Below are 15,297 nucleotides of genomic sequence, written 5' to 3'. Positions count from 1 at the left end.
GGGCCTGCCCGCCTCAATTTTGCGAACACCGAGCGGACACAGATTTACGGATACTGAGACCTGATTTGGTGAGCGCGATGGGATTCGAACCCATGACCTACTGATTAAAAGTCAGTTGCTCTACCGGCTGAGCTACGCGCTCCCGCGGGCTCGAAAAGGCCGCCCCCGAAATTGCGCGGAACATAGGGAGAGTGCCGCGACCGGTCAACCGGAAAAGATGGGTTTCAAACCCGCTCTTTGCCCTAAATCGCTGCCCCTTGCTTTTGTTCCCCGGGTCCAGGTGAGCAGCCCGCGGTTTCGGTTTCGGTCCGGCAACGGCTGCCAACACGGCGGAACAAATCCGAAGCACCATCGTTTTCCGCCAAAGGGACGTTCGCCAAACCTTCGAGGAGAAGACCAATGAATAGAGTGACAACGGGTCTGCTAGCCGCCACGCTCTCGGCCACATTCGTCGCGGCGAAGGTGGTGCCGGTCAACGCCCAGCCGGCCTACGTGCCATTGTCCCAGGCGACAACGTCGGACATGCAGACAGTGCAATACCGGGAATGGCGGAGAAACCGCTCCTTCGACCGCAATTTCTCGCGCAATCGCAGCTTCAGCCGCAACGGTGACATGTATTGGAATGGTCATCGCGGCTATCGGGAATATCGCCGCGGCTATCGCCGTCATGGGGATTACTGGTTCCCGCTCGCTGCCTTCGCGACTGGCGCCCTGATCACCGGCGCGATCGTCAATGAGAACAACCGCGTCTATGAAGGCAATGCCCATGTGCAGTGGTGCTACGATCATTATCGGAGCTACCGCGCTTCGGATAACACCTTCCAGCCGAACAATGGTCCTCGTCGGGAGTGCCGTTCGCCTTACTGAGTGAGTATGAGTGGCCTAAAAGTGTGTGAGCCGAAGGCCCGCGTTGGAAACGGCGCGGGCCTTTCCTTATGCGCTCAGTGTCCTGCGCACTGCATCACGCCAGCCTGCTAGTTTCGCAGTACGATTGGACGCGTCCATATCAGGCTTGAACCGCCGCTCGAGCGCCCAGCTTTTAGCGAACTCCTGCGCGGCGGGCCACACGCCCGCCTTCGAGCCGGCGAGCCAGGCCGCCCCCAGCGCGGTCGTCTCCAGGATTGTCGGCCGATCGACCGGCGCGTCGAGGATGTCGGCGAGGCGTTGCATGGTCCAGTCCGAAGCCACCATGCCGCCATCGACCCTGAGCACGGTCTTTGCCTTGGCGCCCTTCCAATCCTTGTGCATGGCGTCGAGCAGGTCGCGGGTCTGGTAAGCGACTGATTCCAAAGCCGCCCGGGCAAACTCGGCAGGACCGGAATTTCGGGTCAACCCGAAGATAGCACCCCGCGCCCCGGCATCCCAGTGCGGCGCGCCAAGTCCGACAAAAGCCGGCACAAGGTAGACGTTCTGCGTCGGATCGGCCTCGGCAGCCAGCTTGCCGCTCTGCTCGGCCTTGCCGATCACCTCGATGCCGTCCCGCAGCCATTGCACCGCGGCACCCGCAATGAAGATCGAGCCTTCCAGCGCATAGGTGGTCTTGCCGTTCAACCGGTAGGCGATGGTGGTCAACAGGCGGTTCTTCGAACGCACCAGATCGCTGCCGGTGTTGAGCAGCGCAAAACAGCCGGTGCCGTAGGTGGATTTCATCATACCCGGCTCGAAACAGGCCTGCCCGATGGTCGCGGCATGCTGGTCGCCGGCAACGCCGAGTATCCTTATCTCGGCGCCAAACAGGTTTTTCTCTGTGATTCCATAATCATCGGCGCAATCCTTTACCTCCGGCAGCATTGCGGCCGGGATGCGCAGGATGGAAAGCAGTTCGTCGTCCCAGGCATTCTTCTCGATATTGTAGACAAGCGTGCGTGAGGCGTTGGTGGCGTCGGTGGCATGAACCTTGCCGCCGGTCAGCCGCCAGATCAAAAAACTGTCGATGGTACCCGCCAGCAATTCGCCTCTCTCGGCGCGCCGCCTTGCCCCTTTCACCTTGTCCAGCATCCAGGCGATCTTGGTGCCCGAGAAATAGGGGTCGAGCAGCAGTCCTGTCTTGCGGGTGAATTTCTTCTCGAGCCCCTGCTTCTTGAGCTTCTGGCAGAGCGGTGCGGTGCGCCGATCCTGCCATACGATGGCGTTGTGGACCGGTTTGCCCGTCGCCCTGTCCCAGACAACGACGGTCTCGCGCTGGTTGGTGATGCCGATGGCCACGACATCAGCAGCCGTACGGCCGGCCTTTTTCAGTGCAGCCTTCACGGTGGTCACGACGCTTGCCCAGATCTCTTCCGGATCATGTTCGACCCAGCCGGAGGCCGGATAGCGCTGGGTGAATTCCTTCTGCCCGCTACCCACGACCTTCATCTGGCCATCGAACAGGATCGCCCGGGTCGATGTCGTTCCCTGGTCGATGGCCAGCACAAAACCACTCATTCCGCATCCTCCGCCTCGATACAAAGAAGGGAGACGGCAACGCGCCGCCTCCCTCAATTTCACACGGGCGCGAACGCCCGCATGGACAGTCTCACTTCTGCCAGCTCTTGACCAGTTCGTCGTAATTGATGGTCTGCGGCTTTTCCTTCTCGTTCTCGAGCTTCAGCTGAGGCGCGAGATTGCCGGCCTTGACCGCATCGGCGTTCCAATAGGCCAGGTCGTGCTCTTCGGCCATCTTCGGACCAATGTCACCCTGGACACCGGATTTCTCGATACGGCTCAGGACCTTTTCCTGGTCGGCACAAAGCGAATCCATGGCTTCCTGCGGCGTCTTGGCACCAGAGGACGCGTCGCCGATGTTCTGCCACCAAAGCTGCGCCAGCTTCGGATAGTCCGGCACGTTGGTACCGGTCGGCGTCCACTGCACGCGGGCCGGCGAGCGGTAGAACTCGATCAGGCCGCCGAGCTTCGGCGCACGTTCGGTGAAGCTCTTGTCATGGATGGTGGAGTCGCGAATGAAGGTCAGACCAACCTGGCTCTTCTTCACGTCGACGGTCTTCGAGGTGACGAACTGCGCATAAAGCCAGGCGGCCTTGGCGCGGTCGGTCGGTGTCGACTTCATCAGCGTCCAGGAACCGACATCCTGATAGCCGAGCTTCATGCCGTCTTTCCAGTAGGAGCCGTGCGGAGACGGCGCCATGCGCCATTTCGGCGTACCGTCGTCATTCATGACCGGGAGGCCCGGCTTGACCATGTCGGCGGTGAAGGCGGTATACCAGAAGATCTGTTGGGCAACATTGCCTTGCGACGGCACGGGGCCGGATTCGGAGAAGGTCATGCCCTGGGCTTCCGGCGGCGCATAGGCCTTCAGCCAATCCAGATACTTCTGGATGGCATAGACCGATGCTGGTCCATTGGTGTCGCCGCCTCGTGCCATGCACGAGCCTACAGGTCGCGAATTCGCATCGACCTTGATACCCCATTCGTCGACCGGCACGCCGTTCGGCAGGCCCTTGTCGCCGTTGCCGGCCATCGACAGCCAGGCGTCGGTGAACCGCCAGCCGAGCGACGGATCCTTCTTGCCGTAGTCCATGTGGCCATAGACCTTCTTGCCGTTGACGTCGCGGCCGGTGAAGAACGCGGCGATGTCCTCATAGGCCGACCAGTTGACCGGCACGCCGAGTTCGTAGCCATACTTGGCCTTGAAGTCGGCCTTGTTCTTCTCGTCGTTGAACCAGTCGTAGCGGAACCAGTAGAGGTTGGCGAACTGCTGGTCGGGAAGCTGGTAGAGCTTCTTGTCCGGCGCAGTGGTGAACTTGGTGCCGATGAAGTCGTCGACATCGAGCATCGGATCGGTGACATCCTTGCCTTCGCCCGCCATCCAGTCGGTCAGGTTGCGCACCTGCTGGTAGCGCCAGTGCGTGCCGATCAGATCCGAATCGTTGACCCAGCCGTCATAGATGTTCTGGCCGGTTTGCATCTGGGTCTGGATCTTCTCGACGACGTCGCCTTCCTGGATGACGTCATGCGTGACCTTGATGCCGGTGATGGCTGTAAAGGCCGGCGCCAGCACCTGAGACTCGTACTGATGGGTGGTCAAGGTTTCCGACACGACTTTGATGTCCATGCCGGCGAAGGGCTTGGCGGCGTCGATGAACCACTGCATCTGCTTTTCCTGGTCGGCGCGGGAAAGCGTCGACACGCCGCCTATCTCCTTGTCCAGAAAGGCTTTTGCTTCATCCATGCCGGCATAGGCATTGCCTACGCCGAGCAACAGGACAAGGGCCGTTGTTGATGTTAAAAATTGCCGTCGCATGTGTTTCCTCCACTGTTTTAGGTTTCAAGTGCGATCTGGAGCGACCGCCGGCACGCGGCCGCTCCAACAGTTTCCCCCTCTATACGTAGCGGAACACGCCGATGGCGTAGACCACGGAGAGAGCGAGAGCCCACCAGAGGCTCGGTCCGACAAGACCCAGCCAAGCGAGATGGATAAAGGCGCTGCCAAGCAGCGATAGAAACAGACGGTCGCCGCGCGTCGTCTCGAAGCGCAGCACGCCGACGCGCGGATTGCCACCCGGCGAAGCGTATTCCCAAACGCCCATGCCAAGCAGAAGCAGCGCGATGACGGTGAAGAACGCGGCCGTCGGCCAGGTCCACGCCATCCAGGAAAAGTCGAGGTTCATGTCACACCCTCCCCAGCGCAAAACCCTTGGCGATATAGTTGCGCACGAACCAGATCACGAGCGCGCCGGGGATCAGCGTCAAAACGCCGGCGGCTGCCAGCAGCCCCCAGTCCATGCCCGAGGCCGACACCGTACGCGTCATGGTCGCAGCGATCGGTTTGGCGTCGGTCGTGGTCAGCGTGCGGGCGATCAGCAGCTCGACCCATGAAAACATGAAGCAGAAGAAGCAGGCGACGCCGATGCCGCTGGCGATCAGCGGCATGAAGATCTTGAGGAAGAAGCGCGGGAACGAATAACCGTCGATATAGGCGGTCTCGTCGATTTCTTTCGGCACGCCCGACATGAAGCCTTCCAGGATCCACACCGCCAGCGGCACGTTGAACAGGCAGTGCGCCAGCGCCACCGCTATGTGCGTGTCGATGAGGCCGAAGGCCGAATAGAGCTGGAAGAACGGCAGCGCGAACACGGCCGGCGGCGCCATGCGGTTGGTCAGCAGCCAGAAGAACAGATGCTTGTCGCCAAGGAAACGATAGCGCGAGAAAGCGTAAGCCGCCGGCAGAGCCACCGATACCGAAATCACCATGTTCATGACGACATAGGTGATCGAGTTGATGTAGCCGGAATACCAGGCCTTCTGCGTGAAGATGGTGACGTAGTTGGCGATCGTCGGCGCGTGCGGATAAAGCGTCAGCGAGTTGACGATCTCGGCATTGGTCTTGAAGCTCATGTTGATGAGCCAGTAGATCGGCAGCAGAAGGACGATGATGTAGAGCGTCGGCACGATCCACCACCAGCGCGACTCCTCGCCGCGCCGGCGCATCCGCCTGTCGAGTTCGCTCTGTGAGAGCGAACTGGCGAGCCCTTCGGCGGCGGTCCCGTTCATTGCATTGCGCTCGGTGCGTTCGTTGGCGCCAGCCATTTCAGCGCTCCGCGTCGTAGTTGGTCATCACGGTGTAGAACACCCACGACAACAACAGGATGATGAGGAAGTAGACCAGCGACATCGCCGCCGCCGGGCCAAGGTCGAACTGGCCGAGTGCCGTCTTGACGAGGTCGATCGACAGGAACGTCGTCGAGTTGCCCGGACCGCCGCCGGTGACGACGAAGGGCTCGGTGTAGATCATGAACGAGTCCATGAACCGCAGCAGAACGGCGATCAGCAGCACGCGTTGCATCTTCGGCAACTGAATGTAGCGAAAGACCGCCCAGCGCGACGCACCGTCGATCTTGGCCGCCTGGTAGAATGCGTCGGGGATCGAGACCAGGCCGGCATAGCAGAGCAGCACGACAAGGCTGGTCCAGTGCCAGACGTCCATGACGATGATCGTGACCCAGGCGTCGAAAGGATCCTGCACATAATTGTAGTCGATGCCGATGGCGTTGAGGTAGTAGCCCATCAGGCCGATGTCGCTGCGCCCGAACACCTGCCAGATGGTGCCGACCACGTTCCACGGTATCAGCAGCGGCAGCGACATCAGCACCAGGCACACCGGCACGCCCCAGCCCTTTTTAGGCATGTTGAGCGCGATGAAGATGCCAAGCGGCACCTCGATCGCAAGGATGATGAAGGAAAAGACCAGGTTGCGGACCATCGCTTCCCAGAATCGGCTGGATGAAAGCAGTTCCTCGAACCACTCCGTACCTGCCCAGAAGAAGACGTTGTTGCCGAATGTGTCCTGCACCGAATAGTTGACGACCGTCATCAGCGGGACGACGGCGGTGAAGGCCACCAGCACAAGCACCGGCAGCACCAGGAACCAGGCCTTGTTATTCCAGGTCTTGTCCATCTATGCCCCCATCTCGACACGCCAGGAATCGGCATAGATGTTGATGCCGGCCGGATCGAACCGCACCTTCGGTTCGGCCGGAACGGTTTCGTCCTCCCCGATGACGGCCGCGATCTCGCGGCCCTCCAGCTTGGCGCGCACCACCTTGTGGCGGCCTACATCCTCGACCTTGGTGATTGAAACGGCCATGCCGTCGCTGCCGAGCCGTACATATTCCGGGCGGATGCCAAGCTCGACGGCCCCGGCGCTGGCCTTGGGCACTCCAGGCAATTCGATCCGTTGCGAGCCGAGCGTCGCCGTCCTGCCTTCGATTGCCACCGGCACGACATTCATGCCTGGCGAGCCGATGAAATAGCCGACAAAAGTGTGACGCGGCCGCTCGAACAGTTCCGCCGGCGTGCCGATCTGCACGATGCCGCCATCATACATGACGACCACCTGGTCGGCGAAGGTCAGCGCCTCGGTCTGGTCGTGCGTGACATAGACCATCGTGTAGCCGAAGCGGCGATGAAGCTGCTTCAACTGCGAGCGCAGCACCCATTTCATGTGCGGATCGATGACGGTCAGCGGTTCGTCGAACAGGATGGCGTTGACGTCCGAGCGCACCAGGCCACGGCCGAGCGAGATTTTCTGCTTCTGGTCGGCGGTCAGGCCCCTCGCCTTCTTCTTCGCCCATGAGGCCAGGTCGATCATCTCCAGCGTCTCGCGCACCTTGCGGTCGACGTCGGCCTCCGGCACGCCGCGATTGCGCAGCGGGAACGCCAGATTGTCGTAGACCGTCATGGTGTCGTAGATGACCGGGAACTGGAACACCTGCGCGATGTTGCGCTCCTGCGTCGACAAATTGGTCACGTCCCTGCCATTGAACAGCAACTGGCCATGCGAGGGATGAAGCAGCCCTGAAATGATGTTGAGCAGCGTGGTCTTGCCGCAGCCGGACGGCCCAAGCAGCGCATAGGCGCCGCCATCCTCGAAGGTATGATGCACTTCGCGCAGCGCGAAATCGGCATCCGTGCGCGGGTTCGGCAGATAGGAATGCCTGACGTGGTTGACGTCGATGCGTGCCATATCGCCCCTCCTAAGCCGCCAGCTTCGGCGCGGTCATAGCCCGGCCGTGCTCGTCGAAGACCATGATGTGACGCGGATCGATGAACACTTCGACCACCGCGTCTGTCTCGAAATCCCTGATGCCGTGGGTCAACATCACCCAGCGGGCATCGGCAAAGTCGAGATGGATGAAGCTCTCGGACCCGGTGATTTCGGTGATGGTGACCTTTGCCCGTACCGGCACCGCGGCGGCATTGGGCCGGTCGAGCGAAAGATGGTGCGGCTGAAAGCCGATCGTATAGTTCGTATCGGCGATGCCGACGAGTTCGGCGGGCACCGGCAGCTTGACGCCGCCCTCGAGCAGAAAGTCCGCGCCCTTCTTGGCCAGCACGATGCTGTTGAGCGGCGGATCGGCGAAGGTCCTGGCCGTCACCAGATCAACCGGCTTGCGGAATACGTCGATGGTCGGCCCGAACTGGGTGATGCGGCCTTCCGACAGCGTTGCCGTGTTGCCGCCGAGCAGCAGGGCCTCATGCGGCTCGGTGGTGGCATAAACGAAGATGGTGCCGGCAGCGGCAAAGATCCTCGGCAGTTCGGCCCGCAATTCCTCGCGCAGCTTGTAGTCGAGGTTGGCAAGCGGCTCGTCGAGCAGCACCAGGCTGGCATTCTTGACGATGGCGCGCGCCAGCGCGGTGCGCTGTTGCTGGCCGCCCGACAGGCTGAGCGGGGTGCGGTCGAGATAGGGTGTCAGCTTGAGGAGAGCTGCCGCCTCGCGCACCTGGCTGTCGATCTTGCCTTGCTCGACACCAGCCACCCTTAGCGGCGAGGCGATGTTGTCATAGACCGTCATCGCCGGATAGTTGATGAACTGCTGGTAGACCATGGCGATCTTGCGCTTCTGCACCGGCGTGCCGGTGACATTCTGGCCGTCGAACCAGACCGAGCCGGAAGTCGGCACATCGAGGCCGGCCATCAGCCGCATCAAGCTGGTCTTGCCGGAAAGCGTGGGCCCTAGCAAAACGTTGAGCGAGCCGTGCTGAAGCGTCAGCGACACGTCGCGGATGTGCTCGACCGCACCGACCGTCTTGGTGACGTTCCTCAGTTCCAGCATGACGCCTCCTCCCAGGCTTTCCGCATCAGCTCAAAACCTCTTCATTCGGCGGCCGCGACATGCTGCCGGCTTATGCCACGCATGAATTCATCGAGTACCGAGACCTGCTCGCGGCTAAGATGCAGGCCGCGCTTGGTCCGTCGCCACAGCACATCTTCCGCAGTGACGGCCCATTCGTTTTCAACGAGATAGCGCACCTCGGCCTCGTGCAGATCGCCACCGAAATTGCGGCCGAGATCGGCAATCGACTTGGCCAAGCCGAGCAGAACCTGCGCACGCGTCCCGTAAAGCCTGGTCAACCGGCGCGCCAAACGCTGGTCGAGGAAAGGGTAGGCGCTTTTCAGCTTCGCCACCTGCGCATCGAAACCGGTGGCCGGAAAATCGCCGCCAGGCAGCGGCGCATCAGATGTCCACGGCTTGCCGCGCTTGCCGAGAAAACCTTCGATCTTCTCCAGCATTGATTCCGCCAGCCGGCGGTAGGTGGTGATCTTGCCGCCAAACGCGTTGACCAGCGGTGCGGCGCCCTCGCCGCCATCGGCCTTCAGCACGTAGTCGCGCGTCGCTTCCTGCGCCTTGGAGGCGCCGTCATCATAGAGCGGACGCACGGCCGAATAGGTCCAGACAATGTCCGAACGCTTGACGGGAACCGCGAAATACTCGCTCGCCGCGGCACAGAGATAGTCGATTTCGGTGTCGCTGATCTTCACATCGTGCGGATCGCCGGGATAATCCCGGTCGGTGGTGCCGATCAGCGTGAACTCGTCCTCGTAGGGAATAGCGAAGATGATGCGGCCATCCCTGTTCTGGAAGAAATAGGCGCGCGGATCGTCGAACTTCTTGGCGATGACGATGTGGCTGCCCTGCACGAGGCGGACGTTGTGAACGTCATTCTGCCCGACGACGCCGGACAGCACGTGGTCTACCCAGGGCCCCGCCGCATTGACCAGCAACCGTGCCTTGACCTCTTCGGTCTCGCCGGTTTGCAGGTTCTCGATCTTTATCGTCCAGATCCCGCCTTCGCGGCGGGCTCCAACCACTTTCGTGCGGGTCCGGATGGTTGCGCCCCGGTCAGCAGCGTCACGTGCATTCAGCGCCACCAGCCGCGCATCGTTGACCCAGCCATCGGAATATTCGAAGGCCTTTTTGAACAGCGGCTTCAAAGGCTTGCCCGCCGGGTCGCTTGCCATGTCGAGCGTCCTGGTCGCCGGCAGCAATTTGCGCCCGCCAATGTGATCGTAAAGGAACAGGCCAAGCCGGATCAGCCAGGCGGGTCGCAGGCCCCTGGCGTAGGGCAGCACGAAGCGCATCGGCCAGATAATGTGCGGTGCGTTCTTCCACAGAACCTCGCGCTCCATGAGCGCCTCGCGCACCAGGCGGAATTCGTAGAATTCGAGATAGCGCAGCCCGCCATGGATCAGCTTGGTCGAACCGGACGAGGTTCCGCTGGCGAGGTCATTCATCTCGGCGAGAAAGACCGAAAACCCGCGGCCAACGGCATCACGGGCGATTCCGCAGCCGTTAATACCGCCGCCTATGACGAAAATGTCCCGGACTGAAGATGGGTCCACTTAATTCCTCCACGATTTCGCACTGCACCATTTTGGGTCTTTTGCGAAACCGTAGCGGAATTATTTCGAACTCATAACGAATGTCAAACGAAATATCACAAGCCGGTGAACAAGCCGGCGAGAAGACGATAAAAGACCTCAGGCGGGCGACGTCTCGATCAGCTGAACCTCGGCTTCCTGGCAGATCTTGCGCACCGAATCGATCTCGCAGCGATCGGTGATGAAGGTGTTGACCTGCGACAGATGACCGATGCGTACCGGCGCCGTACGCTCGAATTTGGTCTGGTCGGATACCAGGATGACATGCCTGGCATTGGCGATGATCGCTTGCGCCACCTTCACCTCGCGAAAATCGAAGTCGAGCAGCGCTCCATCATGATCGATCGCGGAGGCACCGATGACAGCATAATCGACCTTGAACTGCCTGATGAAATCGACCGCCGCCTCACCGACGACACCCCCGTCCGAGCCGCGCACCACACCACCGGCAATCACCACCTCGATCGAAGGATAGATGCGCATCCTATTGGCAACATTGATGTTATTGGTGATAACCATCAGGCCGTTATGATCGAGCAACGCCTTGCTGACCGCCTCCGTCGTGGTGCCGATGTTGATGAACAGCGAGGCGTTGTCGGGGATCAGCCTCGCCGCCGCACGGCCAATCGCTTCCTTCTCGTCGGCCGCGATCTTGCGCCTGGCTTCATACTCCATGTTCTCGATGCCGGACGGGAACAAGGCGCCGCCATGGATGCGCGAAAGCAGCCGCTGGTCGCACAAATCGTTGAGGTCCTTGCGTATGGTCTGCGGCGTCACATTGAAATGCGTGGCCAGATCGTCGACCAGCACGCGGCCGTTGTCCTTAGCCATCTGGATGATCTCGGCATGGCGCGGCGACAGATACATCAAGCAAGCTCCCGTTTTCGTTTTTCTTGCTTATAGTCGAAAACGAAACCGATGAAAAGGCACAAGCCGGCTAACGAAATCCGATGATTGTACGAGGGAACCTCGGCGCGACCTTGATCCAGCCTTTTTCAGGCCACGGCGCGTGCAATTTCGGTAATGGCGGTGAAAGCCGCGTCGACGTCTTCCGCCGTCGCATCGAACTGGCCCACCTGGAAGCGGATCGCCACCCTTCCATCGACTTTCGTTTGCGTCAGGTAGATGCGGCCATCGTCGTTGATCGCATTGACCAGCCGCAGATTGTGCTCGTCGGCATCGGTGTCCGAAGCCGCCTTGTGCCGGAACGAAAACAGCGACAGCATCGGCTCGCTGACGATCTCGAAATCCACCTCCCTTGCCAGACGCGTGGCGAGGCCTTCGCTCCAGGCGACATGGTTGCGGATCATGGTTCGCAGGTTTTCCAGTCCATGGGCGCGCAGCAGGAACCACAGTTTCAGCGCGCGGAAGCGCCGGCCGAGCGGCACCGACCATTCCGAGTAGTTGATGATGCCGTCATGGCCGTGCGTCTTGAGATAGTCGGGCTTGATGGCCAGCGTCCTGACATGGCTCGAGGGGTCGCGCAGGAACTGGATCGAACAATCGAACTGCGCGCCCAGCCATTTGTGCGGATTGAAGACGATCGAATCGGCGCCTTCGACGCCAGACCAGAAATGCCGGTATTCCGGGCAGATCATCGCCGACCCGGCCCAGGCGGCATCGACATGCAGGTAGAGCCCGTGCCGCCTGGCAACCTCCGCAACCGCTGCAATATCGTCCGTGCCACCGGTGCTGGTGCCGCCGACACAGGCGATAATACCAGCAGGCAGCATGCCGGCTTTCCGGTCGGCAATGATGGCTGCTTCCAGGGCTGCCGTGTCCATGGCGCGAAAACGGCCGGTGACCGGAACGCGCACGAGATTGTCCTCGCCGATGCCCGAGACCCAGATCGCCCGGTCGATCGATGTGTGCACCTGGTCGGAAGAATAGATGCGCAACCGCCCCTGCCCGGCCAAACCCTTTTTGTTGCCTTGCCAGCCGAGCGCCCGCTCGCGCATGGTCAGCACGGCGTTGAGTGTCGCCGACGAGGCCGAATCCTGGATCACGCCGGAAAAACCCTCTGGCAGGCCGAGCGCCTGGCGCATCCAGTCGACGGTGCGGGTTTCAAGCTCGGTCGCCGCCGGTGACGTTTGCCAAAGCATGCATTGCGCGGCCATCGCCGACACCAGGTATTCCGCCACCACCGAAACCGGCGCCGCGTTGGCCGGGAAATAGGCGAAGAAGCGGGGGTGCTGCCAATGTGTCATCCCCGGCACGATCTTGGCTTCGAAATCGGCGAAGATTCTGTCCATCGGTTCGGCGTCTTCGGGCGGCGACACCTCGATGCTCCTGAAAATGTCGCCCGGCTCGACCAATGGCCGCACCGGCCGCTCACGCAAATTGTTGCGATAGTCGGCACCCCAGTCGGCGGCGCGTTGCGACCATTGCCGGAAATCGTCATTGTTCATCTTGTCTTCCCGACATGATCTTTCGTGGCCGGCGGCAGCCGCCCGATCTTCAAGATCATATTAATTAACATGTGAAATATTTGCAACCACCGTCGAATGGCGAGATAGGCAAAACTAGCCGGGGAAATCCGGCAGGCTGGCGAACGCCGTCTTCAGGGCATTCGACCATCCATCGGAGATCGTGCGGTAATACTGATCGTCCTGGCCGATCCGCTTTTTCAGGCCGACCTGAAAGGCGTCCCGTTCCAGGAAAAGCAGGTCGAGCGGCAAGCCGACCGACAGGTTCGATTTCAACGTCGAATCGAACGACACCAGCAAGAGTTTAACCGTCTCGGCGAGGCTCATCGTCTTTTCATAGGCGCGGATGATGATCGGCTTGCCGTATTTGGTCTCGCCGATCTGGAAGAACGGCGTGTCGTCGGTCGACTCGATGAAATTGCCTTCGGGATAGATCATGAACAGGCGTGGCGGGCTGCCCTTGATCTGCCCACCGAGGATGAAGGAGGCATTGAAATAGGAATCGGCCTTCTCGCCGGCGGGCGACGATTGCGCGATCACCTCTTTCACCGTGTCGCCGACCAGCCGCACCGTCTGGTACATGGATGGCGTTTCGAGCAGCTTCTCGTGGCGGTCGGTCACCGCCTTGGTGCGCTCGTCGAGCAGGCTGACCACGGCCTGTGTCGTCGCCAGATTGCCGGCCGACATCAAGACGATGACGCGCTCGCCCGGCTGCTCCCACACATGCATCTTCTTGAAGGTCGAGATCGAATCCATGCCGGCATTGGTGCGCGTGTCCGACATGAACACGAGCCCGCGATCGATCTTGAGGCCGACGCAATAGGTCATAGAATCTCTTGAGGCAGCAATCCTGGGGGGATTACTGCTCTACCGTGACGGTGACCGCAAGCAGTTCTTCCGCCTGTCCCATCCGAATTCCCGACACCGGCGAAGCGTCACGGTAGTCGCGGCCGGTAGCCACCTTCACATAGCGTTCATCGGGAGAAATACCATTGGCGGGATCGAAGGCAACCCAGCCGAGGCCCGCGACATGGGCTTCGGCCCAGGCGTGGCTCGCCGCCTGCTCCACCGCCGCATCCATCATCAGATAGCCGCTGACATAGCGGGCCGGAAACCCCATGGCGCGCGCGGCGGCGGCAAAGATGTGGCTATGGTCCTGGCAAACGCCGGTCTTCAGCGCCAAGGCTTCCTCGGCTGCGGTCGTCGCATTGGTGGTGCCGGGCGTGTAGGCGACGCGTTCGCCGATTGCGGCCATCAGCCGATGCAGCCTTTCAAGATCGGTCCCCTTGCCGACCGCCTCGGCAAGATCACGGATGCCGCCGCCTATGGTGGTCAAAGCGGTCTCCTGCGCGAACAACCAGAGTGGCGCGAAACCTTGGTGTGGCCCGCAAACGCCTGACGTATCGCGCGTCACCACCTCGCCCGAAGCCTCGACCGTGATCACGTCGTTGTCACCCTCGACGCTCAACAGCCTGTTGTCGTTGCCGTAATGGTCGGTAAATCGCACTTCCTCGCGCGCGCCTTCGACCTTCAGCGCCCAGGACAGCACTGTCTGTGTCGGCCCGCTCATGGGAAGCAGCCGCAGCCTCTGAAGTAGATATTGCACCGGCGCGTCATAGCGATATTCGGTCCGGTGAGTGATTTTCAGCCGCATGGCTTCCTCAATAAAACCTGTAGTCCTGCGCGATCTCGTCGCCGAGCCTGGTGTTGTCGCGAATGAACCCGGCCAGGAACTCGTGCAGGCCCGCGTCGAATATGTCCTTGATCGATCCCGCGCGCAGCATCGTCTGGGTCTTCTCCGCGGTCGCGTGGCAGGCATGACGCTCGCCATAGTCGTCGCCGAGGAACTTCAGATGCTCGGCCAGGAAGCGATAGCAGAAGGTCAGCGACCTCGGCATACGCACATTGAGGATCAGGTAGTCGGCGATGTTGGTGGGCTTGTAGTCGGCATCGTAGACCCAGCGATAGGAGCGATGCGCCGACACCGAACGCAGGATCGATTCCCACTGGTAGTTGTCCAGGCTCGATCCGACCCATGAAATCGACGGCAACAGCACGTAGTATTTCACGTCGAGAATGCGCGCGGTGTTGTCGGCGCGCTCGACATAGGTGCCGAGCTGCGAGAAGTCGAAAATCTCGTTGCGCAGCATGGTGCCGTAGAACGAGCCACGGATCAGCGCTGTCTCGCGCTTGATCGCATCGAGCACATTGGGCAGGTCGCGCTCGTCGATCGGCCTCGCCAGCATCCGTTTCAGCGCCATCCAGGCTTCGTTGATGCTCTCCCAGGTCTCGCGCGTCAGCGCGGTGCGCACCATGCGCGCATTGTTGCGGGCGGTCTCGATCGACGACATCGTGCTTGAAGGGTTCGACGTGTCGCGCAGCAGGAAATCAGCGACATTCGCCGCCGAATAGTCCGAATACTTCTGCGTGAAGGCAGCGTCGGAGCCGGCGCTGAGCAGCACGGAGTTCCACTCCTCCGAGGCGCTTTGAGTGCGGGTCAGCGCCATGCGCAGGCCGGCATCGACCAACCGCGCCATGTTTTCGGCCCGCTCGATATAGCGGTTCATCCAGTAGAGCCCGTTGGCGGTGCGGCCGAGAAGCATGGAATGGCCCTTCGGGCTAGTGAGCAGGGAATAGCGAGTAGGGGATGGCAAGCGACTGAATCTCAACGGAATATGGCATTTCCCTGTCCCCTCTGCTTCCACTATTCAC

The 15,297-nt window shown here is 61.1% G+C and carries 14 protein-coding genes and 1 tRNA gene; 1 reads left to right on the top strand and 14 read right to left on the bottom strand.

The annotated features are described in order from the left end of the window. Positions 1-66: 66 nt before the first annotated feature. A tRNA-Lys gene (locus EN804_RS00380) sits at positions 67-142 on the bottom strand. A 257-nt stretch (positions 143-399) separates the two neighbouring features. Between EN804_RS00380 and EN804_RS00375 the strand changes: the two genes are divergently transcribed. Next, positions 400-867 carry a BA14K family protein gene (locus EN804_RS00375; RefSeq protein WP_135918452.1) on the top strand — a complete coding sequence of 156 codons (468 nt, stop codon included), beginning with the start codon at positions 400-402 and terminating at the stop codon, positions 865-867. 66 nt (positions 868-933) lie between these two features. Here the strand turns inward: EN804_RS00375 and glpK are convergent, their stop codons facing one another. The 13 genes from glpK to EN804_RS00310 form a co-directional block, all read right to left on the bottom strand. Then, a complete protein-coding gene (glpK, locus tag EN804_RS00370) occupies positions 934-2,424 on the bottom strand; it encodes a glycerol kinase GlpK (RefSeq protein WP_127872512.1) in 1,491 nt (496 codons plus the stop codon). A 91-nt stretch (positions 2,425-2,515) separates the two neighbouring features. Then, the gene (locus EN804_RS00365; RefSeq protein ID WP_127872513.1) at positions 2,516-4,240 is read right to left on the bottom strand and encodes an ABC transporter substrate-binding protein; all 1,725 of its coding nucleotides are present in this window, start codon (positions 4,238-4,240) and stop codon (positions 2,516-2,518) included. Between the two features lie 79 nt (positions 4,241-4,319). Continuing rightward, complete coding sequence (locus tag EN804_RS00360) at positions 4,320-4,607, bottom strand: DUF2160 domain-containing protein (protein WP_127872514.1); 288 nt, start codon at positions 4,605-4,607, stop codon at positions 4,320-4,322. Position 4,608: 1 nt separating this feature from the next. Beyond that, positions 4,609-5,526, bottom strand: coding sequence for a carbohydrate ABC transporter permease (locus tag EN804_RS00355; RefSeq protein ID WP_135918451.1), 918 nt, complete (start codon positions 5,524-5,526; stop codon positions 4,609-4,611). A 1-nt stretch (position 5,527) separates the two neighbouring features. Then, complete coding sequence (locus EN804_RS00350) at positions 5,528-6,394, bottom strand: sugar ABC transporter permease (protein WP_127280974.1); 867 nt, start codon at positions 6,392-6,394, stop codon at positions 5,528-5,530. Next, a complete protein-coding gene (locus EN804_RS00345; protein ID WP_135864493.1) occupies positions 6,395-7,462 on the bottom strand; it encodes an ABC transporter ATP-binding protein in 1,068 nt (355 codons plus the stop codon). A gap of 10 nt (positions 7,463-7,472) precedes the next feature. After that, positions 7,473-8,552, bottom strand: coding sequence for an ABC transporter ATP-binding protein (locus EN804_RS00340; protein ID WP_135864491.1), 1,080 nt, complete (start codon positions 8,550-8,552; stop codon positions 7,473-7,475). 41 nt (positions 8,553-8,593) lie between these two features. Next, on the bottom strand, positions 8,594-10,120 hold the full coding sequence (glpD, locus tag EN804_RS00335; RefSeq protein WP_135918450.1) for a glycerol-3-phosphate dehydrogenase: 1,527 nt from the start codon (positions 10,118-10,120) through the stop codon (positions 8,594-8,596). Between the two features lie 138 nt (positions 10,121-10,258). Beyond that, entirely contained in the window at positions 10,259-11,026 is a 768-nt protein-coding gene (locus EN804_RS00330) for a DeoR/GlpR family DNA-binding transcription regulator (protein ID WP_135915859.1), read from the bottom strand. A 128-nt stretch (positions 11,027-11,154) separates the two neighbouring features. Further along, on the bottom strand, positions 11,155-12,567 hold the full coding sequence (locus EN804_RS00325; RefSeq protein WP_135918449.1) for an aspartate aminotransferase family protein: 1,413 nt from the start codon (positions 12,565-12,567) through the stop codon (positions 11,155-11,157). 114 nt (positions 12,568-12,681) lie between these two features. Next, a complete protein-coding gene (locus EN804_RS00320) occupies positions 12,682-13,413 on the bottom strand; it encodes a peptidase (RefSeq protein ID WP_127280448.1) in 732 nt (243 codons plus the stop codon). Between the two features lie 31 nt (positions 13,414-13,444). Next, positions 13,445-14,239, bottom strand: a complete 795-nt coding sequence (locus EN804_RS00315; protein WP_127280447.1) for a transglutaminase family protein — start codon at positions 14,237-14,239, stop codon at positions 13,445-13,447. 7 nt (positions 14,240-14,246) lie between these two features. Then, complete coding sequence (locus EN804_RS00310) at positions 14,247-15,188, bottom strand: alpha-E domain-containing protein (protein WP_127280446.1); 942 nt, start codon at positions 15,186-15,188, stop codon at positions 14,247-14,249. Positions 15,189-15,297: the final 109 nt, after the last annotated feature.

Source organism: Mesorhizobium sp. M8A.F.Ca.ET.161.01.1.1, from assembly GCF_004792105.1.
In the GTDB taxonomy this organism is placed as follows: Bacteria; Pseudomonadota; Alphaproteobacteria; order Rhizobiales; family Rhizobiaceae; genus Mesorhizobium.
Note: the sequence above shows the minus strand (reverse complement) of the source record. Positions and strands in the feature narration are given on the sequence as shown.